This is a genomic window from Serratia sp. EWG9, assembly GCF_019913725.1.
GTDB lineage: Bacteria > Pseudomonadota > Gammaproteobacteria > Enterobacterales > Enterobacteriaceae > Serratia > Serratia ureilytica.
The window spans coordinates 191,215-214,242 of record NZ_JADNRO010000009.1 but is presented as its reverse complement, the minus strand read 5'-3'; the positions used below and the strand labels follow the sequence as shown (position 1 = coordinate 214,242).

The following is a 23,028-nucleotide window of genomic DNA, read 5'->3' as shown; positions in this document are numbered from 1 at the left end:
CAACGTAAAAGAATCGGTGGAGCGGTAGTTCAGTTGGTTAGAATACCTGCCTGTCACGCAGGGGGTCGCGGGTTCGAGCCCCGTCCGTTCCGCCACTTATTTAATTATGCCTGCTTTTTTAGCAGGCATAATGTTAAGCGAGATTTAGGGGCGTAGCTCAGTTGGTAGAGCACCGGTCTCCAAAACCGGGTGTCGCGAGTTCGAGTCTCTCCGCCCCTGCCATATTAAGAACCCTTTGCGAAAGCAAAGGGTTTTTTTTTACCTACTATCCCTTCCCTTGGAGCATTCCCGCTTTGGAAAAGAGCGCATTAGCTGCTCTATGCTGATGTCTATCTGATCCGAGTTGCCTTATGATCTTTCGATCTTTACCCCCGCAGACCTCCTGATTCTCCTACCATTTTGCATTTTCTTCTCTCAGAAGGCGATGGGCGGTTTTTGGCATGATAGACAGCCATGACCACGGCGGCGGCTTTTAAGGCCGCCATAGCGCTTTAGGCTGCGGTATTTAAAGGTATTTTAAGTAATTGCCGAATCAAAGGCTGTTGATCGCTGTTTTGCAACCAGACGGCATACAGTGGGCGGACAATCGGCGGGATCTCGGCGGCGGCAAGCAACTGCGGATACTCTTTTTCCCACTGGCTGGGCAGGAAAGCGCATCCGCCTGTGGTTTCCAGCAACTGACGCGTCAGGTGTGCCGAGGTGGTCGTGAGTACCGGCACGTTATCACCTTCCAACATGCGGTTTTCCTGTTGGTGGAAGTCGGCCCCCCATTCCAGCTTGATGTACGGCATGGGGGATTGCTTGTCACGACGCGCGGATGAGAACAGGCGTAATGAGAAATTGCCCAGCTGCTGGCTGGCCAGTTCGTCCATCTTTGGCGGCTCAGTGGTGATCAGTAAATCGAGCTGCCTTTCATGCAGTTGCTTTACCAAAGAATGCCTTAAGGCCACCCTGGCTTCGAGCTGCAGCGCCTCTCTTTGTTGATAGAGAGATTGCAACCAGGGGGTCAAATAAGCCTCCCACAACGAGGCAGTCGCGCCGATCGACAGCTCGGTATGTTGCAGTGAACGCACGACCTCTTTCTTCGCCAACTGCCAGGTGTTCATCAGGCTTTCGGCATAGGGCAGAAGCCGCTCGCCGGCAGGCGTCAGGCGGATGTTATTGCGATGACGGGTAAATAAATTTGCGCCCAACTGGTTTTCTAACTGACGGATGCGGAAACTGACCGCGGACTGCGTTAAGTACAAAGATTCTGCGGCTCTGCCAAAGTGACGCGTTCTACTGACCTCCAAAAAGGTTTTCAGTAATTCGGTATCCACACCTATCTCCAAAAAAATTTGTCGTTAAGATTTAAATGTTTTGTTTTACACGCTGTCAAGCCTATCTAATACTCCGCGCCATAAACAGCACGGCCATAAGAGAATTAGGAGCGTGTCAGATGGCGGATAGCTTCACCACGACCAATCGTTTTTTTGATAATAAACATTACCCTCGCGGGTTCTCCCGTCACGGCGATTTCACCATTAAAGAGGCGCAATTGCTAGAGCGCTTCGGCTACGCGTTTAACGAGCTGGACTCGGGCAAACGCCAGCCGGCCACTGAAGAAGAACAGCTGTTCGTCGCAGTGTGCCGCGGTGAGCGCGAAGCGGCTACCGAGCAGGAAAAAGTATGGGCTAAATATCTGGCGCGCACACGTCGCCCGAAGAAATTCCATACGTTGTCCGGCGGTAAGCCGCAGGCTGACGCAGTAGAAGATTACAGCGACAGCGAAGACTAAAGACGATGGGGCCTTCGGGCCCCATTTTCTATTCCAGACTACGATGCAGTTGTAACAGCAGACGGTCCATACTGCGATAGCTCAGCGCTTCGCTCAGGTGGCGCCTGCCGATCTCGGCATCCCCCGCCAAATCCGCCAGCGTGCGCGCCACTTTCAAGATGCGCTGCCAGGCGCGGACCGATAACCCCAACGCGTTTAATGTCGCTTCCAAAAACTCGGCGTCTGCCGCCTGCAACACGCAATCCCGTTCCACTTCACGGTTGTTTAACAGCGCGTTGATTTTACCGGCGCGTTCGAGCTGCCGGGTGCGTGCCTGTCGCACTCTTTCCCGCACCTGCTCGCTGCTTTCTCCCTGAGTTTGCCGCTTACTGAGCGTACCTGGAGGTAACAGCGGCACTTCGATAGACAGATCGAAACGGTCGAGAAAAGGCCCTGACAGCCGGGCCAGGTAGCGCAGCACCTGCTGCGGCGAGGCGCGATTATGCATACCCTGGTAATGCCCGGTTGGGCTGGGATTCATCGCCGCGATCAATTGCACCTTGGCCGGGAAGCAGACCTTGGCGTTGGCGCGTGAAATCACGATCTCGCCGGATTCCAGCGGTTCACGCAGCGCATCCAGCACCTTACGCTCGAATTCCGGCAGCTCATCCAGAAACAGCACGCCGTTATGCGCCATAGATATCTCACCCGGGCGCGGCAGTGAGCCGCCGCCGACCAACGCCGCCATCGATGCGCTGTGATGCGGTGCGCGAAATGGCCTCTGGCGCCATGGCAAAGCGGTGAGAACAGGATGCTGCAAGCTGGCGACCGCCAGGCTTTCCAGCGCCTCAGGTTCCGTCAGCGGCGGCAGTAAGCCAGTCAGTCGACTGGCCAGCATGGTTTTACCGGTGCCCGGCGGCCCAATCAACAATAGGTTATGCCCGCCGGCGGCAGCGATCTCTAATGCCCGCTTGGCCTGCTCTTGGCCGATGATGTCGCGCAGATCGGCGTTTTCATGCGGGTTGTCTGCCGCGGGAGGCGTGATGGCTACCGGCAGCTCGCCCTGGCCGAGCAAAAAGGCACAGACCTCCAACAGGTGTTGGGCTGTATGGGATTGTGACTGCGCAATCAGGCCGACCTCGGCGGCGTTGTCCGTCGAGAGGACCAATTGTCGCCCGGCGTCAGCCGCCGCCAGCGCCGCCGGGATGGCGCCTCTGACCGCGCGCAGCGCGCCGGACAGCGCCAGTTCGCCAAGAAACTCGTAGCGTGCCAACGGGGCGAGGGGCAGTTGCTCGGAGGCGGCGAGGATCGCCAGCGCAATCGGCAGATCGTAGCGCCCGCCTTCTTTCGGCAGATCGGCCGGCGCCAAATTGACGGTGATGCGGCGGGCGGGAAAGGTGAAACCGTTGTTGATCAGGGCGCTGCGCACCCGATCGCGCGCCTCTTTTACCGTGGTTTCCGGCAGGCCAACCAGCGTCAGGCCGGGCAGGCCATTGCTGATATGCACCTCTACCGTTACGGAAGGGGCCTGAACGCCGATGATGGCGCGGCTATAGATTACCGCCAGTGACATATCGCTCTCCTTGCTGAGGGCGGCATGATGCGCGATTTATCCAGGTGCCGCGCGGCGTTCTTGGCATTTTTTCCATGAAACTCGCAGCATAATCACTGATTTTCATCGAATTGAAAAAGATTGTGCGAACCGCCTCGCAGCCTGTGGCAATACCCATTAACAATTCGCTGAAGCCTGCAACACATTAGCGGCCTGTACGCATTGCAGCCATAGGCTTGATGGGTGTATTTAACAATTGATTAAAAGAAAAATCACTTCTTTAACACACTCCGACCGCCGCGGCAGTCTGCCCGGCAGCCGCTAAATCTCCTGACTTCGTACTCTACGGTAGGGATAACACTATGTTTGGTTGGACCCCGCTGCAACGCAATGCGGCAATCGCCAGTTTTTCAAGCTGGACGCTCGACGCTTTCGATTTTTTCGTACTGGTATTCTTACTCAGCGACATCGCACAATCCTTTCACGTCGGCCTGGAACAGGTCACGTTGGCGATTCTGCTCACGCTGGCGGTGCGGCCGATCGGCGCGCTGATCTTCGGGCGCGCTGCGGAAAAATATGGCCGCAAACCGATCCTGATGCTGAATATCGTCTTCTTCTCGGTGTTTGAGCTGCTCTCCGCCGCCGCGCCCTCGCTGACGGTCTTCTTGCTGTTACGAGTGTTGTACGGCGTTGCGATGGGCGGTATCTGGGGCGTGGCTTCATCATTGGCGATGGAAACCATACCGGACCGCTCGCGCGGCTTGATGTCGGGCATTTTCCAAGCCGGCTATCCGTTCGGTTATCTGCTGGCGGCGGTGGTGTACGGCCTGCTGTTCGAAACGGTCGGCTGGCGCGGCATGTTCGTCATCGGCGCGGCGCCGATCCTGCTGCTGCCGTTTATTTATTATTGCGTGCAGGAGTCGCCGGTGTGGCTGGCGGCGCGTGAACGTAAAGAAAGCAGCGCCTTGCTGCCGGTGTTGAAGAGCCACTGGAAGCTGTGCTGCTATCTGGTGCTGCTGATGGCGGCGTTCAATTTCTTCTCTCACGGCACGCAGGATCTGTATCCGGTATTTCTGAAAGTTCAGCACGGTTTCGATCCGAAAACCGTCAGCATCATCGCCATTAGCTACAATATCGCGTCAATTATCGGCGGCGTTTTCTTCGGTTCGTTATCGGAAAAAATCGGCCGCAAAAAAGCGATTATCATCGCCGCATTGTTGGCGTTACCGGTGATCCCGCTGTGGGCGTTTTCCAGCGGTTCGCTGATGCTCGGGATCGGCGCTTTCCTGATGCAATTCATGGTGCAGGGCGCCTGGGGCGTGGTGCCGACCTACCTGACCGAGCTGGTGCCGGCCAACACCCGCGCGGTGCTGCCGGGGTTCGTGTATCAGCTGGGCAACCTGATCGCTTCGGTCAACGCCACGCTGCAAGCCACCCTGGCCGAGCATCATGGGCATAATTACGGCCTGGCGATGGCCATGGTTGCCGGGACGGTGGCGGTGGCGATCGCTCTGTTGGTGTTCTTCGGCAAGGATACGCGCGGCAAGGCCATCACCGGCGCGGTGAAAAATCCAGGTATGCGCGCCAACGTGTGAAATCCGGGCGATTCGCGTGAGGTATGACCAGATTGCGCCGAATAATAACGCAAAAAAAGTGTTGTCATGTCGCGCGCGGCTGTGGTACCTCTGTAAGCATTAGTTCTGAATGAGCACAGTGAACAAACCCATTATGAAAGCCTTTGCCCAAGTGATTAGCCTAGTCGTGATTAGCGTGGTGGTGATTATTATCCCACCGTGCGGGGCTGCACTTGGACGAAGAAAGGCTTAGCAAACAAGCCGGAATCGCAAGAGAACCCCCGCACCGTCAGGTCCGGGGGTTTTTTATTGGCAAGAGAAAAGTGGAGCAAGGGGCAGAGCATGAAAAACAGAACAAAATCCTGCAGTTGTCGAAGTAAGGCGGGGAAATAACTATGAATGGCGCTCAGTGGGTAGTTCAAGCGTTGCGTGCGCAGGGTGTGGATACCGTATTCGGCTATCCGGGCGGGGCAATCATGCCGGTGTACGATGCGCTGTACGACGGCGGCGTGGAACACCTGCTGTGCCGCCATGAACAGGGCGCCGCCATGGCCGCCATCGGTTACGCCCGCGCCACCGGCAAAGTCGGTGTCTGTATCGCCACTTCCGGTCCCGGCGCCACCAACCTGATCACCGGGCTGGCGGATGCGCTGCTCGATTCCGTTCCCGTTGTCGCCATCACCGGTCAGGTGGGGTCCGCGCTGATCGGCACCGATGCCTTTCAGGAGATCGATGTTCTCGGCCTGTCTCTGGCCTGCACCAAGCACAGCTTCCTGGTGGAATCGCTGGATGCCTTGCCGGGCATCATGGCGGAAGCTTTCGCCATCGCCGCCGGCGGCCGTCCTGGCCCGGTGCTGATCGATATCCCGAAAGACATCCAGCTGGCGCAAGGCGACCTGCATCCGCATTTGATGCCGGTCGATGAAGCGCCGGCATTACCGACGGCGGCGTTGGCCGAGGCGGCTGAGCTGCTGGCGCAGGCGCATAAACCGATGCTGTACGTCGGCGGCGGCGTGGGCATGGCGCAGGCGGTGCCGGCGCTGCGCGAGTTCATCGCCGTGACCCGCATGCCGAACGTCGCCACCCTGAAGGGGCTGGGCGCGCCGGATGCGCAAGATCCGATGTACCTCGGCATGCTGGGCATGCACGGCACCAAGGCCGCTAACCTGGCGGTGCAGGAGTGCGATTTGCTGATTGCCGTCGGCGCGCGTTTCGATGACCGCGTGACCGGCAAGCTGAACGCCTTCGCGCCGCACGCCAAAGTGATCCACATGGATATCGACCCGGCGGAAATGAGCAAGCTGCGCCAGGCGCATGTGGCCCTGCAGGGCGATTTGAAAACGTTGCTGCCGGCGTTGCAGCGCCCGCTGAACATCGCCGCCTGGCAGCAGCAGGTGACGGCGCTGAAAGCCGAGCACGCCTGCCGCTACGATCATCCCGGCCAGCCGATTTACGCGCCGCTGTTCTTGCGCCAGCTGTCCGCCCGCAAGCCGGCCAACAGCGTGGTGACCACCGACGTCGGCCAGCACCAGATGTGGAGCGCGCAGCACATGACGTTCGAGCGCCCGGAGAATTTCATCACCTCCAGTGGCCTCGGCACCATGGGGTTCGGCGTGCCGGCGGCGGTCGGGGCCCAGATCGCGCGTCCGCAAGATACGGTGATCTGCGTCTCGGGCGATGGCTCCTTCATGATGAACGTGCAAGAACTGGGCACCATTAAGCGCAAACAGCTGCCGCTGAAGATCGTGCTGCTGGACAACCAGCGCCTCGGAATGGTGCGCCAATGGCAGCAGCTGTTCTTCGACGGCCGCTACAGCGAAACCAACCTGTCCGATAACCCCGACTTCCTGATGCTGGCCGCCGCCTTCGGCATTCCCGGCCAGCGCATCAGCCGCAAGGATCAGGTGGAGGGCGCGCTCGAGGCGCTGTTCAACACCGAAGGCCCTTATCTGCTGCAGGTCTCTATCGACGAACTCGAAAACGTCTGGCCGCTGGTGCCGCCGGGCGCCGGCAACGAAACCATGTTGGAGGAAATATCATGATGCAGCATCAACTCTCGATCCAGGCGCGTTTTCGCCCCGAAATGTTAGAGCGCGTATTGCGGGTCGTGCGTCATCGCGGCTTTCAGGTTTGTGCTATGAATATGGTTTCCCCGGCCAACGCCGACAGCATCAATATCGAATTGACCGTTGCCAGCCCGCGTCCGGTCGCCCTGTTGTCATCTCAATTAAGCAAACTGATGGACGTCTCCTGCGTCGAGATCCAGCAGCCAACATCACAACAAATACGCGCCTGAGGCGCCGAGAAGGATAAATAACAATGACAAAGAAAGCCGATTACATTTGGTTCAATGGTGAGATGGTTCCTTGGGCCGAGGCCAAAGTGCACGTGATGTCGCACGCGTTGCATTACGGCACGTCGGTGTTTGAAGGCGTACGCTGCTATGACTCGCACTTGGGGCCGGTGGTATTCCGTCATCGCGAGCATATGCAGCGCCTGCACGATTCGGCGAAAATCTACCGCATGCCGGTGTCGCAAAGCGTCGACGAGCTGATGGAAGCCTGCCGCGCTACGCTGCGCAAGAACAACCTGGTCAGCGCGTACATTCGTCCGCTGGTGTTCGTCGGCGATGTCGGCATGGGCGTCAACCCGCCGGCCGGTTATAAAACGGACGTGATTATCGCGGCGTTTCCTTGGGGCGCTTATTTGGGTGAAGAAGCGCTGGATCAAGGCATCGATGCGATGGTCTCCTCCTGGCACCGCGTCGCACCAAACACGATCCCCACTGCGGCCAAGGCCGGCGGCAACTATCTTTCCTCCCTGCTGGTGGGCAGCGAAGCGCGCCGCCACGGCTATCAGGAAGGCATCGCGCTCGACGTGCACGGCTACATTTCCGAAGGGGCGGGCGAGAACCTGTTTGAAGTGAAAGACGGCGTGCTCTATACCCCGCCGTTCACCTCGTCGGCGCTGCCGGGCATCACCCGCGACGCGATCATTAAGCTGGCGAAAGACATGGGCTTCGACGTGCGCGAGCAGGTGCTGTCGCGCGAATCGCTGTACCTGGCCGACGAAGTGTTCATGTCCGGCACCGCGGCGGAAATCACGCCGGTGCGCAGCGTGGACGGCATTCAGGTCGGCATCGGCAAATGCGGCCCGGTGACCAAACAGATCCAACAGGCGTTCTTCGGCCTGTTCAGCGGCAAGACCGAAGACAAATACGGGTGGCTGGATCCGGTAAACCCGTAACGACAAGGCTCGCCGCGCAGCGTGGCGGACGACAAGACAGACAAGATAAGAAATATCCAGGCGGTTCGTTCGCCGCCTGCCATAAATACATTTGGAGTGAAAAGAGCATGCCTAAGTACCGTTCCGCCACCACCACCCACGGCCGCAATATGGCGGGTGCCCGCGCATTGTGGCGCGCGACCGGGATGACCGACGCCGATTTCGGCAAGCCGATCATCGCCGTGGTCAACTCCTTTACCCAGTTCGTGCCGGGCCACGTGCATCTGCGCGATCTGGGCAAACTGGTCGCCGAACAGATCGAAGCCTCCGGCGGCGTGGCCAAAGAGTTCAACACCATCGCGGTGGATGACGGCATCGCCATGGGCCACGGCGGCATGCTCTATTCCCTGCCGTCGCGCGAGCTGATCGCCGACTCGGTCGAATACATGGTGAACGCCCACTGCGCCGACGCGATGGTGTGCATCTCCAACTGCGACAAAATCACCCCGGGCATGCTGATGGCGGCGTTGCGCCTGAACATTCCGGTGATCTTCGTTTCCGGCGGCCCGATGGAAGCCGGCAAGACCAAACTCTCCAACCAGATCATCAAGCTGGATCTGGTGGACGCGATGATCCAGGGCGCGAACCCGAACGTCAGCGACGCCGACAGCGAGCAGATCGAGCGTTCCGCCTGCCCGACCTGCGGTTCCTGCTCCGGCATGTTCACCGCCAACTCGATGAACTGCCTGACCGAAGCGCTGGGCCTGTCGCAGCCGGGCAACGGTTCGCTGCTGGCCACCCACGCCGATCGCAAGGAACTGTTCCTCAACGCCGGCAAGCGCATCGTCGAGCTGACCAAACGTTATTACGAGCAGGATGACGAAAGCGCGCTGCCGCGCAATATCGCCAACAAGGCGGCGTTCGAAAACGCCATGACGCTGGATATCGCCATGGGCGGTTCGACCAACACCGTGCTGCACCTGTTGGCTTCGGCGCAGGAAGGCGAGGTGGACTTCACCATGGAAGACATCGATCGCCTGTCGCGAAAAGTGCCGCACCTGTGCAAGGTGGCGCCGAGCACGCAGAAATATCACATGGAAGACGTACACCGCGCCGGCGGCGTGATCGGCATCCTCGGCGAGTTGGATCGCGCCGGCTTGCTGAACCGCGAGGTGAACAACGTATTGGGGCTGACCCTGCCGCAGACGCTGGAAGCCTACGACGTGATGCTGACCCGCGACGAAAGCGTCAAGAAAATGTACTCCGCCGGGCCGGCCGGTATCCGCACCACGCAGGCATTCTCCCAGGATTGCCGTTGGGATTCGCTGGACACCGACCGCAAGGAAGGTTGCATCCGCACCCGTGAGCACGCTTACAGTCAGGACGGCGGATTGGCGGTGCTGTACGGCAACCTGGCGGAAAACGGCTGCATCGTCAAAACCGCCGGCGTCGACAAGGAAATCCTCACCTTTCGCGGCCCGGCCAAAGTGTATGAAAGCCAGGACGACGCGGTAGAAGCGATCCTCGGCGGCAAAGTGGTAGCGGGCGACGTAGTGGTGATTCGCTACGAAGGGCCGAAAGGCGGGCCGGGCATGCAGGAAATGCTTTACCCAACCACCTACCTGAAATCGATGGGGCTGGGCAAGGCGTGCGCGCTGATCACCGACGGGCGTTTCTCCGGCGGCACCTCCGGGTTGTCCATCGGCCACGCTTCGCCGGAAGCGGCTAACGGCGGCCTGATCGCCCTGGTGCAGGACGGCGACATGATCGCGATCGACATTCCTCATCGCGGCATCCAGCTGGATGTCAGCGAGCAGGAGTTGGCGGCGCGGCATGAGGCGGAACTGGCGCGCGGCGACGCGGCCTGGACGCCGAAAAATCGTGAACGTCAGGTGTCCTTCGCGCTGCGCGCCTACGCCTCGTTGGCCACCAGCGCCGACAAAGGCGCGGTGCGCGACAAGAGCAAACTGGGGGGATAAGCAGCATGGCGGTCTCTCAACCCCTACCCAGCGCCCCCTGCGGCGCGGAATATCTGCGAGCGGTATTGCGCTCGCCGGTTTACGAGGTGGCGCAAGTCACCCCGTTGCAGGTCATGAGCAAAATCTCTTCGCGTCTCGGCAACACCATTTTGGTGAAGCGCGAAGATCGCCAGCCGGTGCACAGCTTCAAGCTGCGCGGCGCCTATGCGATGATCGCCGGGCTGGACGAAGAGCAGAAGGCGCGCGGCGTCGTGACGGCTTCAGCCGGCAACCACGCGCAGGGCGTCGCCTTCTCCGGTAAACGGCTGGGGATCAAAACGCTGATCGTGATGCCGGTGTCCACCGCGGACATCAAGGTGGATGCGGTGCGCGGCTTCGGCGGTGAAGTGTTGCTGCACGGCGCCAATTTCGACGAGGCAAAAGCGAAGGCGATCGAGCTTTCCCAACAGCAGGGCATGACCTTTGTGCCGCCGTTCGATCACCCGACGGTGATCGCCGGGCAGGGCACGCTGGCGATGGAGCTGCTGCAGCAAGACGCGCATCTGGATCGGGTTTTCGTGCCGGTCGGCGGCGGCGGCTTGGCCGCCGGGGTGGCGGTGCTGATCAAACAGCTGATGCCGCAGATCAAAGTGATCGGCGTCGAAGCGGAAGACTCCGCCTGCCTGCGCGCGGCGCTGGATGCCGGCCATCCGGTGGATCTGGCGCGCGTCGGGCTGTTCGCCGAAGGCGTGGCGGTGAAACGCATCGGCGACGAAACCTTCCGCCTGTGCCGTGAGTATCTGGACGACGTGATCACCGTGGACAGCGACGCCATCTGCGCGGCGGTCAAAGATCTGTTCGAGGACGTGCGCGCCATCGCCGAACCTTCCGGCGCGCTGGCGCTGGCGGGGCTGAAAAAGTACGTCCAGCAGCACAACATTCAGGGCGAGCGTCTGGCGCACGTGCTGTCCGGCGCCAACCTCAACTTCCACGGGCTGCGCTACGTTTCCGAGCGCTGCGAACTGGGCGAACAACGCGAAGCGCTGCTGGCGGTGACCATTCCGGAACAGCAGGGCAGCTTCCTCAAGTTCTGCCAACTGCTGGGCGGGCGCTCGGTGACCGAATTCAACTACCGCTACGCCGATGCCGACAACGCCTGCATTTTCGTCGGCGTGCGTCTGACGCGCGGCCACGCCGAACGGCGGGAGATCATCGACGAACTCAACGCCGGCGGTTATCAGGTGGTGGATCTGTCGGACGATGAGATGGCCAAGCTGCACGTGCGCTACATGGTGGGCGGGCGTCCGTCGAAGCCGCTGCGCGAACGGCTGTACAGCTTTGAGTTTCCGGAGTCGCCGGGCGCGCTGCTGAAGTTCCTGCAAACGCTGGGCACGCACTGGAACATCTCGCTGTTCCACTATCGCAGCCACGGCACCGACTTCGGCCGGGTGCTGGCGGCCTTTGAACTGGCGCAAAGCGAGCCGGAATTCGAGCGGCACCTGCAGGCGCTGGGCTACGATTGCCACGACGAAACCGACAACCCGGCGTTCCGCTTCTTTTTGCAGGGGTGAGCCGGATTGATAAGTAACCGTGACGCATTAGTCAGTTTATGGGTTGCGCGGTTGTGATTTTGTCGTGCATTTTTATACTGCCAAGACTTCTGACGTATAGGGATGCACGACAATGAAAACTGCTTTTTCTACGCCGTTCGGTTCTCCCGAAGATGATTTGACCAACGCCGAGTTTGCCCGCCTGTTGGGCAATACCGGCGTACAAGAATTCTATCGCGATATTAATCTGCAAGCCCTGCAGGACTCTCTGGACTGCAGCCTCGCCTTTCATGGCGTGGGGATTATTTTTTCCGACGGGCAAAACTCATTTTTAGTTCGTCCGACGCAGCACACCGGTTACTCAAACGCTTCGCAGGTCACTCATGTGGTCATCAGCAAAACGGTGGCTCATACTTCGCGCGTTGCCGCAACCAATACGCTGTCGGAAGCGCTGAGCAAACCGAGCGTCAGCAAAGAGCTGGCCTCGGCCACGCTGTCGTGCGGAACGCTGCTGGTATCGGTATTTTTACTGGCGTCGGGCAGCGTCGCCGTGCCGTTTACCGGCGGCACCAGCTCAGCGGTGGCTTATCTGGGCTATGCCGGCATGGCCGCCAGCGCGCTGCAGTGCGGCAATGGGCTGTACCGCGTCAACAAGCTTTATGACGGGAAAGGGGATGAATTGGCTCAGCTCGATTCAGAGCAGTGGTATATCGCCACCAGCACCGTACTCGATGTGATCTCGCTGGCCAGCGCGGGGGCCGCCCTGAAGGAAGCGACGATGACCTACCGCGCCATGCGCCGCATTTCGGCGCGCAAGGCGACGGAATGGCTGAAAAGCATGCCCCGCAGCGAAAGGAAGCGGCTGACCGAAAACATCATTCGGGCGGAAAACCCGGGGATTTCCAATAACGTCTTGAAAGAGATGGTGAAGAACGGTTTATACCCGAAGCGCTATCCGACGGAAGCGATCCAAAACGGGCTGCGTCAGCAATTGCATTCGGCGCTCAATAATTCATTGACGTTCGTGGGCAGCGGCATCAGCGGCACCCTGTCTGCGCCGGTGAATGTGAAAACCACCGGGCAGTATTTTGTGGGCATTATGCAGAAATTGCCGCAGATGGTGAGGTAATGGCGGACTGGATGATTAAACGCCTGATCGTGCAGGGCCGGGAGATGGAAAGCCAAATCGCGGCGCGCGATCGCGCGCTTTTCGCCGGCGTGGATGCGCAGCTCGAGCAGCATTTCCTGACGCCGGGCCAGCGGCTGTCACCACCGGGCGTCGGCAACGTCATGCTGCTGATGGTGTGCCTGATGCTGGGCCTGGCGGGCGTGATGGGTCTGGTCACGGATGTGGCGGCCGCCTGGAGCGGCAAGACCTCCGCCGCCGTGTTGATGGGCAGCGGCGCGATCGTGGCGGTGTGGATGACGCTGATCCTGTTCCAACTGGTGCAGGGTAAAAACAGCGGGGTGGTATTGCTGCAATATTACCTTGGCATGCTCGGTCTGTGTTGCCTCGGCGGCGCGGCGGCGTGGGCGGCGGGCATGACCGGCATCGCCACCGGCGCCCTGCTGCTGGGGGGCGCGGTTGGCGGGGCGCTGTTCAGCAACCGGGCGGCGTTCTACCTGTATGTCGCCTATTTCCGCACGCGTCGGCGCGTGTTTATCAAACGCCGTTGGCAGAGGGAAGATCTGCGCAATACCCGATAAACCGTCAGAACGGAAAAACTTATGACGCAACCTTTCTCCGGCTTTAGCCAGCAGGGTCTGAATTTCCTGCAGCAGGTGCGGATCGAGAACGATAAGGCGTGGTTCGACGGCAACCGCGACATCTACGATCGCGAGCTGCTGGCGCCGTTTCGCGCGCTGGTGGAGCAGCTTGCTCCCAGCATGCTGGCGATCGATCCGCAGTTCGAGACTCGCCCGGCGATCGGCAAAACGCTGTCGCGCATTCATCGCGATACACGGTTTTCTCACGACAAGTCGCGCTACCGCAGCCGCATGTGGCTGACGTTCAAGCGCCCGAGCAAAGACTGGAAAGATGCGCCGGTCTACTTTTTCGAACTGGGGCCGGACATGCTGCGCTATGGGCTCGGTTACTACAGCGCCAACAAGCCGACCATGGATCTGTTCCGCCATACGCTGAAACAGCGGCCGCAGCCTTTCCTGGAGGTGGCCGCCTGTTGCCGGCCGCCGTTCGAGCTGGTGGGCGAGAGCTACAAGCGTCCGCTGGTCAAGGAGCAGGCGGCGGAGATCGCCACCTGGTACAACCGCAAATCGTTCGCGGTGATGGTCAGCGACAGCGCGGTGGAAAAGCTGTTCAACGCCGATCTGGCGCCGCTGCTGGCCGGGGCATTTTTGCAGCTTGAGCCGCTCTATCACTGGCTGATGCAGGTGGAGGCGATGAAGCAGGTCGATCCGGCCGACCTGTAAAACCCCGCGTCAGCGGGGATGCAGCAATCGCCAAAAGGCGTCGATCAGCGGATCGCTGAGGCGTTTTTTCTGGACGCAGACCCCCAACTCGAACGGTTCGACCATCGAGATGTTATCCAGCTGCGAGATGCGGTTGCGCACCGGTTCCGGGCTGTTGTCCACCACCACGCTCGGGATCAGCGCGATGCCGCAGCCCAGGGCCACCATCGACACGATGGCTTCGTGGCCGCCGACGGTGGCGTAAATCAGCGGATTGCTGATGCGGTGACGGCGGAACCACAGTTCGATGCGTTTTCGCGAAGGGCCGTGCTCCGGCAAGATGAAGGGGATCTCGGCCCAGTCGGGCTTGTCGGCGAACGCCTGGCTGCGCACCGCGCAGGGCAGCGCCGGCGCGATCAGCACCAGCGGAATTTCGCCGATTTTGGTGAACGCCACGCTGGCGGGCAGCGTTTCCGGCCGCGGCGATGCCGAGATCGGCCTCGTTAGACTGCACCTTGTCGACCGCGTCGGCGGCGTCGCCGGTGGTCAGCTTGATCTCTACCAGTGGGTGCTGCGCGCGGAAGCGGTCGAGGATCGGCGGCAGGTGGCTGTACGCGGCGGTCACCGAGCAGAACAGCCGCAGTTCGCCGCTCAGCGAAGGGCCGTGCTGGCCGAGCGAGTGCTTCAGCTGCTGATATTGCAGCAGCGTTTGCTGGGCGAATTCTTTCAGCTGTTCGCCGGCGTCGGTGAGCTGCACGGTGCGGTTATCGCGCAGGAACAGCGGCTGCCCGAGGATCTCTTCCAGCCGCTGGATCTGGCGGGAGAGCGTCGACGGGCTGACGTGCATCGCCTTGGCGGTGCGCCCGAAGTGATGGCTTTCGGCCAGATGCAGGAACAGCTTTAAATCACGTAAATCCATATCGATACGCTCGCAGTGAGAGTGTTGCAAAAATTGCAATATCACGTTCTCAATATATCAATTTAAGCAACGCATTTCCTGTTATACATTGAGTTTAACGAATCTCCGCACAGACAGGGCGGGGAATGAAAATAACAATGCAAGACAACATCAAACCGGAGTACCACCATGGCTAACTATTTCAACACATTGAACCTGCGTCAGCAGTTGGCGCAATTGGGTAAATGCCGCTTTATGGCGCGCGACGAATTTGCTGACGAAGCCGGCTACCTGAAAGGTAAAAAAGTGGTGATTGTCGGCTGTGGCGCCCAGGGGCTGAACCAGGGTCTGAACATGCGCGATTCCGGTCTGGATGTCGCCTATGCCCTGCGCAAAGAAGCGATCGACGAGAAGCGCGCTTCCTGGCGCAAGGCGACCGAAAACGGCTTCAAGGTCGGCACCTACGAAGACCTGATCCCGCAGGCGGATCTGGTAGTCAACCTGACGCCGGACAAGCAGCACTCTTCCGTGGTGCGCGCGGTGCAGCCGCTGATGAAAGACGGCGCGGCGCTGGGTTACTCCCACGGCTTCAACATCGTTGAAGTGGGTGAGCAGGTGCGTAAAGACATCACCGTGGTGATGGTCGCGCCGAAATGCCCGGGCACCGAAGTGCGTGAAGAGTACAAGCGCGGCTTCGGCGTGCCGACCCTGATTGCGGTTCACCCGGAAAACGATCCGAAAGGCGAAGGCATGGCGATCGCCAAGGCTTGGGCGGCGGCGACCGGCGGCCACCGCGCCGGCGTGCTGGAGTCTTCCTTCGTCGCCGAAGTGAAATCCGATTTGATGGGCGAGCAGACCATTCTGTGCGGCATGCTGCAGGCGGGTTCGCTGCTGTGCTTCGACAAGCTGGTTGCTGAGGGCACCGATCCGGCTTACGCCGAGAAACTGATTCAGTTCGGCTGGGAAACCATCACCGAAGCGCTGAAGCAGGGCGGCATCACCCTGATGATGGATCGCCTGTCCAACCCGGCCAAGCTGCGCGCCTATGCGCTGTCCGAACAGCTGAAAACCATCATGGCGCCGCTGTTCCAGAAGCACATGGACGACATCATCTCCGGCGCGTTCTCCAGCGGCATGATGGCCGACTGGGCGGAAGACGACGTGAAACTGCTGACCTGGCGCGAAGAGACCGGCAAAACCGCATTCGAGAATGCACCGCAGTTTGAAGGCAAAATCAGCGAGCAAGAGTACTTCGATCACGGCGTGCTGATGGTGGCGATGGTGAAAGCGGGCGTAGAGCTGGCGTTCGAAACCATGGTCGATGCCGGCATCATCGAAGAGTCGGCTTACTACGAGTCGCTGCACGAGCTGCCGCTGATCGCCAACACCATTGCGCGTAAGCGTCTGTATGAAATGAACGTGGTCATCTCCGATACCGCAGAGTACGGCAACTACCTGTTCGCCAACGCGGCGGTGCCGCTGCTGAAGGACTTCATGACCACCCTGCAGGCGGGCGATTTGGGCAAAGCTGTGGCGGGTACGGCGGTGGACAATGCGCAGCTGCGCGACGTGAACGAAGCGGTGCGCAGCCACCCTATCGAAACCGTCGGCCGTAAACTGCGCGGCTACATGACCGATATGAAACGCATCGCCGTCGCGGGCTGATTTTCCGCAAGGCAAAGCACAAAGAGAAAGAGCCGGCAGCGATGCCGGCTTTTTTTATGCCTCCGGCATCATTGCGGCGGGAATGATGGCGCCTCGATGCTGGATCACCGTAGCGGCCAGCAGATGGCCGCGCTGCGCCGCCCGTTGGGCGCTGCCGCCGTTCAGGCGGGCCGCCAGGTAACCGGCGCTGAAAGAATCGCCCGCTGCGGTGGTGTCGACGACACGCTCTGGCGGCAGCGCGATCGCCGGCACCTCAAGCTTCTCCCCTGCCATACTGAACACCAGACAGGCGTGCGCGCCGCGTTTGATGACGATCTCGCCGACGCCGAGCGCCTGCGTGCGAGCTACCGCCTGTTCGATAGGCTGCGCTCCCCACAGCAACTCTTCGTCATCCAGCGTCAGAAAAGCGATGTCGGTACAGGCCAGCACCTCGCGGTAGGCCTGCTGCGTTTCCTCACGGCTTTGCCACAGACGCGGACGGTAATTGTTGTCGAAGATCACCTTGCCGCCGTTGGCGCGACAGCGGCGCAGCAGCGCCAGCAGTTTCATGCGATCGGCAGGCGCGAGGATCGCCAGGCTAATGCCGCTGAGGTACAAGTAATCGAACTGCGCCAGCCGTTCGCACAGTGCGTCGGCCTGCGGTCCCGCAAGCCAATACCGGGCGGCGGCGTCATTGCGCCAGTAGTAGAAAGTACGTTCGCCGGCGGCGTCGGTTTCGATGAGGTACAGGCCCGGCAGCTTGTTGTCGAATTGCTGAATCAACCCGGTCTCGATCTTCTCCTGCCGCCAGGCCTGCAGCATGTCGCCGCTGAAACTGTCGGTGCCGAGTGCGGTGACATAATGCACCCGTAGCGTCTGTTCCGGCATTTGGCGGGCGAGGTAGACGGCGGTGTTGAGGGTATCGCCACCAAAGCCGCGCGTCAGCTGTGCGCCCTGCTGCGACAGCTCGATCATGCATTCGCCGATCACGGCGAGATTTCGGATAGTCATCGTCAATAAGCCCTGGCTAAAGAAGAAGCAATAGCCGCCAGTCTCCACGCAAGGCGGTCAGAGAGTCAATAAATTAAAACGGCGTTTTAATTTTTTATGATCGCGATCGGCGAACGCGGGCAGGACGGAGGAGAAACGGGCGGCAATTCGGCTTAAAGTTTTACGCCGCGTTGCCGATAAGCTGGGTAAAGAAACAGCGGCAGCGCTCTCATTTCCCCGCCACGGCGATAGTACCGATGATAACCAATCTGATCTCTGGTCTGCTGGCGCCTTGTTTTGCCCTCTATGCCTGCGCCAAATCGCGGCGCTACTGGCGGCAATGCCGGCGCTTGTATACCTTCCAGCCGATTTATCGCACCAGCGGCGCGCTGCTGGCGGTGGAACTGCTGACGGCGGTGTATCACCCGAATGAGCCGGACAAGCGGCAATCCCCGGAGCATTATTTTTCCTCGCTCGGCGTCGCCCAGCGTTTGCAGGTGATCCAGGAACAGCTGGCGCTGTTGCAGCGCTGGCAGGCATTGTTCATTCGTCACGCGGTGATGGTGTCGGTCAATATCGACGGCATCGCGCTGCAAGCGTTGCAGCGCCATAGCGCGTTGCAACGGCAGATCGCCGAGATGCCCTATCTGCGCTTCGAGCTGGTGGAGCACGCCGAAACGGCGTCAAACCGTCCGCTGCAGCAGATCGTCGGCGGCGAGCGGCTGTGGCTGGACGATTTCGGCAGCGGGCTGGCCAACTTCTCCGCCGTCGGCGCCTGGCGTTATCAATACATCAAGGTGGCGCGCGAATTGTTTACCTTGCTCAAACAGTCGGAAGAGGGCGTCCAGCTGCTCGGCACCCTGATCAAGATGATGAACCAGCACAGCGACGGGGTGATCGTCGAGGGCGTGGAAACCGAACAAGAGTGGCGGCTGGTGCAGCGTTCCGGCGCGTTGGCCGCTCAGGGCTACTACCTTTCCCGCCCGGCGTGCTTTGAAACTCTGCACAGCGTGCCGACGCTGTTCGCCGCGCCCGGCGCGCGGCGTGAACTCCGGCCTATCCTCAGCTAGGCTTAAACGGGGCTGCTAACTCCTTTTCCTTTCATTCGGCAGCCCGATTTATGCGCTGAGGGAGCCGCTATGACAAGAACAGGAAAGGTTTTCAGCTGGCTGGGCGGCATTGTGCTGCTGCTGATCGTCGCGCTGGCGATCTTCATTGCTACCTTCGACTGGAATCGACTCAAGCCCACCATCAACGACAAAGTGTCGGCCGAACTGCGGCGACCGTTCGCCATTCGCGGCGATCTGGGCGTCGACTGGTCGCGCAATCCGGATGAGGGCGGCTGGCGCGCCTGGGTGCCCTGGCCGCATATTCACGCCGAAGACGTGTGGCTGGGTAACCCGAAAAACATGCCCGGCGACAGCATGGTGACGCTGCAGCGCGTCGACGCCAGCATTGCGCCGCTGGCGCTGCTGGGTAAAGAGCTGCTGATCCCGCGCATCTGGCTGAAGCAGCCGAATGCTTCGTTGCAACGTCTGGCCAACGGCGACAACAACTGGACGTTTGACCTGGCCGCCGGCCAGGATCCCAAGCAGCCGCCTTCCGACTGGTCGTTCACCGTTCACGACATCGTATTCGACAAGGGGCAGATCGCCTTTAAAGACGCCACGCTGAAGGCGGATTTCCGCGCCGTCGTCGATCCGCTCGGCAAGCCGTTGCCGTTCAGTGAAGTGATCGGCAAACAGGGCGGCGACAAGGCCGCGACCCCCGATTACGTTTTCGGCTGGCAGGTGAAGGGCAAATATAACGGCGAACCGTTGAGCGGCAGCGGCAAGATTGGCGGCATGCTGTCGCTGCAGAGCGCCGATTTGCCGTTCCCGCTGCAGGCCGATGTGCGCTCCGGCAGCACCCGGGTGGTGGTCGCGGGCACCTTGTCCGATCCGCTGAACCTCGGCGGCCTGGATGTACAGCTGAAATTTTCCGGTGAAAGCCTGAGCAACCTCTATGGCCTGACCGGCGTGTTGTTGCCGAATACCCCGCCGTATGCGACCGATGGCCATCTGACCGCCCGTCTGCATCAGCCGGGCGGCGCGGTGTTTGAGTACCAGAAATTCGACGGAAAAATCGGCGACAGCGACATTCACGGCAGCTTGAAGTACGTTGCCGGTAAACCGCGGCCCACGCTGAGCGGCGCGGTGAACTCCCGGCAGCTGAGGTTGGCGGATCTGGCGCCGCTGATCGGCGCCGACTCCAACGCCGCCAAAGCCGGGCGCGGCGAGAAAAGCCGTCAGCCTGCGGATAAGGTGCTGCCGGTCGAACAGTTCGATACGCAAAGCTGGAGCAAGATGGATGCGGACGTGAAGTTTGCCGCCGCGCGCATTGAACGCGGCAGCGATTTGCCGCTGAGCGATCTGGCCACGCACCTGAAGCTGAACAATGGCGAACTGCGCCTGGATCCGCTGCGCTTCGGCATGGCGGGCGGCAGCCTGAACGCCGTCGTGCGCCTCGACGGCGGCAAAAAGCCGATGCGCGGGCAGGTGGATATGCATGCACGCAAACTTCAGCTTAAACAGCTGTTGCCGAACGTGGAGGCGATGAAGCGCAGCCTCGGGCAGATGAACGGCGACGCCAGGCTGACGGGCAGCGGCAATTCGGTGGCCGAGCTGCTGGCGACCAGCAACGGCGATCTGCGCCTGCTGATCAATAACGGGGTGATCAGCCGTAGCCTGATGGAGATCCTCGGTCTGAACGTCGGTAACTATCTGGTGGCGCAGCTGTTCGGTGACGACGTGGTGGGCATCAACTGCGCGGCGGCGGACGTCGGCATCCGCAGCGGCGTCGCCGCGCCGCGACTGTTCGTGTTCGACACCGAAAACGCGGTGATCAACATCACCGGCAACACCAACCTCGCCACCGAACGGCTGGATTTATCCATCGATCCGGAAAGCAAGGGCATGCGCGTGCTGACCCTGCGATCGCCGCTGTACGTGAAAGGCACCTTCAAGCATCCAAACGCCGGGGTCAAAGCCGGGCCGCTGATCGCGCGCGGCGCGGCGGCGGTGGCGTTGGGGGCGGTGCTGACGCCGGCGGCGGCGCTGCTGGCGCTGGTCTCGCCCAGTGAAGGCGGCGAGGAGAACCAGTGCGGGCAGATCCTGCGGGAGATGAAAGGCAAAAAATAATCAGGTGCGCGGCGGCGGCGTGAGCAGCCGGCAGTCGTGATCCTGGATCTCTTCCGCCGAGGCCAGGGTGAACGGCAGCAGGCTGCGCTCGGTTGCCAGCAGCAGGAAATCCCCGTCCGGCAGCGCGGTCATCGCCAGGCCGAAGCTGCCCATGCGCCCGTCGGCGCGCGGCAGGCCGGAGGCCAGCAGGCGGAAGGCGCCCTGTTGTTCCAGTTCGGCGGGGGTCACCCGCCGCCCCAGATAGTCATGCTCCAACAGGCCGCCGGGCAGCGGTTGCCATTGCTCGATGAAATGGGGGCCGATCTGCGCCAGCCGCTGTTTTACCGCCGGCAGTAGGCAGGAGATATGAATGTGCAGCTGGTTTTGCGTGCGGCCATATTCCGAATTGATCGCCAATGAAATATCGCCGTCGTCGATCGGTTTGCCATAGCGTTCCGCCATCACGTGGCGCGCGCGCCAGGCCTGGGCGAAGAAATTCGGCGTGGCGGCGTCCAGCACCGCCGGGCTTTCGATACCGGTGATTTTGGCGCTGGGCATCAGCAGGTATTGCAGCGGCCCGTTGTGATCTTTAAACACCACGAAACCGGCCTGCACATCCACCTGCGCGCAGGGCGCCGGGTTGTCATGCGCCTGCTGATTGGGCAGACATTGCTGGCTGACGATGCGCCACAGCGCATCGGGATGGTCGGGTTTCAACCCGTAATAGAGCGCGATGGCGAGAGCCGCCAGCAGCGCTACGCAGACAAATACCCCACGACGCAGAGACATCGGCCGATCCTGTTACCGAGAGAAACGTCCAGCATAGCCCGGTTTTATGACAGGAAACGAACAACGCGTGCGGCCCCCCGCAGTGAGGGGGCCGCAGAGAATCACAGCGACTGGTGGCGGGTTTCTTTCATCAGCAGGAGGGCCAGCAGCGTCAGCCCGGCCATCGCCGCCAGGTACATGCCGACGTAAAACAGCCCGTAGTGGGCCGCCAGCCAGGTGGCGATGTAAGGCGCCACGGACGCGCCGAGAATCGACGCGACGTTGTAGGAGAACGATGCGCCGGTATAGCGCACTTCGGTGGGGAACAGCTCCGGCAGCAGCGCGCCCATCGGGCCAAAGGTCAGCCCCATGATGCTCAGGCCGCACAGCAGGAAGCCCATCACCAGCGCCTGGTTGCCGGAACCCAGCAGGGTCGGGAACAGGAACGCGAAGCCGATCATCAGCAGGGTAATGGCGATCATGGTCTTGCGACGGCCGAACGCGTCCGCCAGCAGGCCGGCGATGGGCACCATCACGCCGAAACCGATCACCGCCACCATCAGCATCCACAGGAAGCTGTTGCGGGAGTAACCGAGCCCCAGCGGCTGCGGCGCAGTGCCGTAGGTCATCGAATAGACCGTCATCAGATAAAACAGCGTGTAGGTCGCCAGCATGATGAAGGTGCCGAGGATGGTGGCTTTCAGATGCTTGCTCAGCAGCGTGCCGAGCGGCACTTTCACCTGTTTGCCGGCCTTGGCCGCTTTGGCGAACACCGGCGTTTCATGCAATGACACCCGGACGTACAGGCCAATCAGCACCAATGCGGCGGAGAGGATGAACGGCACGCGCCAGCCCCATTCCATAAATTGCTGGTCGCTCAGCAGCCACGAGAGCAGCAGGAAGGTGCCGTTGGCGAAGAAGAAGCCGATCGGGGCGCCCAACTGGGGGAAGGAGCCGTACAGCGCACGTTTTTTGGCCGGCGCGTTCTCCGTCGCCAGCAAGGCGGCGCCGCCCCATTCGCCGCCCAGCCCCAGCCCCTGGCCAAAGCGCGCCAGCGCCAGCAGGATAGGGGCGAAGATGCCGATGGTTTCATAGCTCGGCAGCAGGCCGATCAGCACGGTGGAAATCCCCATGGTCAGCAGCGAGGCGACCAGCGTCACCTTGCGCCCCACGCGATCGCCGAAGTGGCCGAACAGCGCAGAGCCGATAGGGCGCGCGACAAAGGCGACGGCGAAGGTGGCCAGCGACTGCAGCGTCGCGGTGGTCGGGTCGCCCTGCGGGAAGAAGATGTGCGGGAACACGATCACCGCGGCGGTGGCGTAGATGTAAAAGTCGAAGAACTCGATGGCGGTGCCGACCAGCGAGGCGACGATGACTTTCCCGCGGGAATTCACCGGTGTAGACGCGTCGTCGGCGTCGAGTGGGGGTGCGATGGTGGCTTGCATATCAATTTCTTATTGTTGGAGGGGGTAAAAATCCATCTTAGTGACAGCATTCCGCCTTTTCAACGCTGGAACTCTGGGCTGCTCCGCCGCTAACCGGTTAA

The 23,028-nt window shown here is 60.9% G+C and carries 19 protein-coding genes, 2 tRNA genes and 1 pseudogene; 16 read left to right on the top strand and 6 right to left on the bottom strand.

The window, feature by feature from the left end:
- Positions 1-18 precede the first annotated feature (18 nt).
- Positions 19-95: transfer RNA gene (locus ITX55_RS19355), tRNA-Asp, on the top strand.
- A 51-nt stretch (positions 96-146) separates the two neighbouring features.
- Positions 147-222 (top strand) — tRNA-Trp (locus tag ITX55_RS19350).
- Between the two features lie 269 nt (positions 223-491).
- Here ITX55_RS19350 and hdfR read toward each other — a convergent pair.
- A complete protein-coding gene (gene hdfR / locus ITX55_RS19345; protein WP_033645382.1) occupies positions 492-1,319 on the bottom strand; it encodes an HTH-type transcriptional regulator HdfR in 828 nt (275 codons plus the stop codon).
- Positions 1,320-1,438: 119 nt separating this feature from the next.
- On the opposite strand from hdfR, the gene ITX55_RS19340 reads away from it, so the two are divergent.
- Complete coding sequence (locus tag ITX55_RS19340; protein ID WP_004929946.1) at positions 1,439-1,777, top strand: DUF413 domain-containing protein; 339 nt, start codon at positions 1,439-1,441, stop codon at positions 1,775-1,777.
- A 28-nt stretch (positions 1,778-1,805) separates the two neighbouring features.
- Here ITX55_RS19340 and ITX55_RS19335 read toward each other — a convergent pair whose 3' ends face one another.
- A complete protein-coding gene (locus ITX55_RS19335) occupies positions 1,806-3,329 on the bottom strand; it encodes a YifB family Mg chelatase-like AAA ATPase (protein WP_108682189.1) in 1,524 nt (507 codons plus the stop codon).
- A gap of 341 nt (positions 3,330-3,670) precedes the next feature.
- Here ITX55_RS19335 and ITX55_RS19330 point away from each other — a divergent pair, with 341 nt between their 5' ends.
- From ITX55_RS19330 to ITX55_RS19285, 10 genes are all read left to right on the top strand, one after another.
- Positions 3,671-4,903, top strand: coding sequence for an MFS transporter (locus ITX55_RS19330; protein WP_033645380.1), 1,233 nt, complete (start codon positions 3,671-3,673; stop codon positions 4,901-4,903).
- A gap of 133 nt (positions 4,904-5,036) precedes the next feature.
- Positions 5,037-5,135 carry an ilv operon leader peptide gene (ilvL, locus tag ITX55_RS19325; RefSeq protein ID WP_013814970.1) on the top strand — a complete coding sequence of 33 codons (99 nt, stop codon included), beginning with the start codon at positions 5,037-5,039 and terminating at the stop codon, positions 5,133-5,135.
- Between the two features lie 142 nt (positions 5,136-5,277).
- A complete protein-coding gene (gene ilvG / locus ITX55_RS19320) occupies positions 5,278-6,924 on the top strand; it encodes an acetolactate synthase 2 catalytic subunit (RefSeq protein WP_197666834.1) in 1,647 nt (548 codons plus the stop codon).
- On the top strand, positions 6,921-7,178 hold the full coding sequence (gene ilvM, locus ITX55_RS19315) for an acetolactate synthase 2 small subunit (protein WP_004929955.1): 258 nt from the start codon (positions 6,921-6,923) through the stop codon (positions 7,176-7,178). The genes ilvG and ilvM overlap by 4 nt, the downstream gene beginning before the upstream one ends.
- A 23-nt stretch (positions 7,179-7,201) precedes the next feature.
- On the top strand, positions 7,202-8,128 hold the full coding sequence (locus ITX55_RS19310; RefSeq protein ID WP_033645378.1) for a branched-chain amino acid transaminase: 927 nt from the start codon (positions 7,202-7,204) through the stop codon (positions 8,126-8,128).
- A 107-nt stretch (positions 8,129-8,235) separates the two neighbouring features.
- A complete protein-coding gene (ilvD, locus tag ITX55_RS19305) occupies positions 8,236-10,086 on the top strand; it encodes a dihydroxy-acid dehydratase (protein ID WP_015379395.1) in 1,851 nt (616 codons plus the stop codon).
- A 5-nt stretch (positions 10,087-10,091) separates the two neighbouring features.
- Positions 10,092-11,636: a threonine ammonia-lyase, biosynthetic gene (ilvA, locus tag ITX55_RS19300; protein ID WP_108682187.1), complete on the top strand. Its 1,545-nt coding sequence runs from the start codon at positions 10,092-10,094 to the stop codon at positions 11,634-11,636.
- Positions 11,637-11,748: 112 nt separating this feature from the next.
- Positions 11,749-12,744, top strand: a complete 996-nt coding sequence (locus ITX55_RS19295) for a hypothetical protein (protein ID WP_047026531.1) — start codon at positions 11,749-11,751, stop codon at positions 12,742-12,744.
- Positions 12,744-13,322, top strand: a complete 579-nt coding sequence (locus ITX55_RS19290; protein WP_047026530.1) for a hypothetical protein — start codon at positions 12,744-12,746, stop codon at positions 13,320-13,322. Before ITX55_RS19295 ends, ITX55_RS19290 begins: the two co-directional genes overlap by 1 nt.
- Before the next feature lie 21 nt (positions 13,323-13,343).
- The gene (locus ITX55_RS19285; protein ID WP_033652695.1) at positions 13,344-14,045 is read left to right on the top strand and encodes a DUF2461 domain-containing protein; all 702 of its coding nucleotides are present in this window, start codon (positions 13,344-13,346) and stop codon (positions 14,043-14,045) included.
- A 9-nt stretch (positions 14,046-14,054) separates the two neighbouring features.
- Here ITX55_RS19285 and ilvY read toward each other — a convergent pair.
- Positions 14,055-14,943: pseudogene (gene ilvY / locus ITX55_RS19280) on the bottom strand (HTH-type transcriptional activator IlvY).
- A gap of 168 nt (positions 14,944-15,111) precedes the next feature.
- Between ilvY and ilvC the strand changes: the two are divergent.
- A complete protein-coding gene (ilvC, locus tag ITX55_RS19275; RefSeq protein WP_033636408.1) occupies positions 15,112-16,587 on the top strand; it encodes a ketol-acid reductoisomerase in 1,476 nt (491 codons plus the stop codon).
- 54 nt (positions 16,588-16,641) lie between these two features.
- On the opposite strand, the gene ITX55_RS19270 is transcribed toward ilvC, so the two are convergent.
- A complete protein-coding gene (locus tag ITX55_RS19270; RefSeq protein WP_033645373.1) occupies positions 16,642-17,577 on the bottom strand; it encodes a sugar kinase in 936 nt (311 codons plus the stop codon).
- A gap of 236 nt (positions 17,578-17,813) precedes the next feature.
- Between ITX55_RS19270 and pdeH the strand changes: the two genes are divergently transcribed.
- Positions 17,814-18,626 (top strand): cyclic-guanylate-specific phosphodiesterase, encoded by an 813-nt coding sequence (pdeH, locus tag ITX55_RS19265; protein ID WP_223085293.1) that lies wholly within the window; start codon positions 17,814-17,816, stop codon positions 18,624-18,626.
- 69 nt (positions 18,627-18,695) lie between these two features.
- On the top strand, positions 18,696-20,735 hold the full coding sequence (locus ITX55_RS19260; RefSeq protein ID WP_223085291.1) for an AsmA family protein: 2,040 nt from the start codon (positions 18,696-18,698) through the stop codon (positions 20,733-20,735).
- On the opposite strand, the gene ITX55_RS19255 is transcribed toward ITX55_RS19260, so the two are convergent.
- Positions 20,736-21,503 carry a CDP-diacylglycerol diphosphatase gene (locus ITX55_RS19255; protein WP_223085288.1) on the bottom strand — a complete coding sequence of 256 codons (768 nt, stop codon included), beginning with the start codon at positions 21,501-21,503 and terminating at the stop codon, positions 20,736-20,738. It lies immediately after the preceding gene.
- A gap of 101 nt (positions 21,504-21,604) precedes the next feature.
- Positions 21,605-22,927: an MFS transporter gene (locus ITX55_RS19250; protein ID WP_016930463.1), complete on the bottom strand. Its 1,323-nt coding sequence runs from the start codon at positions 22,925-22,927 to the stop codon at positions 21,605-21,607.
- Between the last annotated feature and the right edge of the window lie 101 nt (positions 22,928-23,028).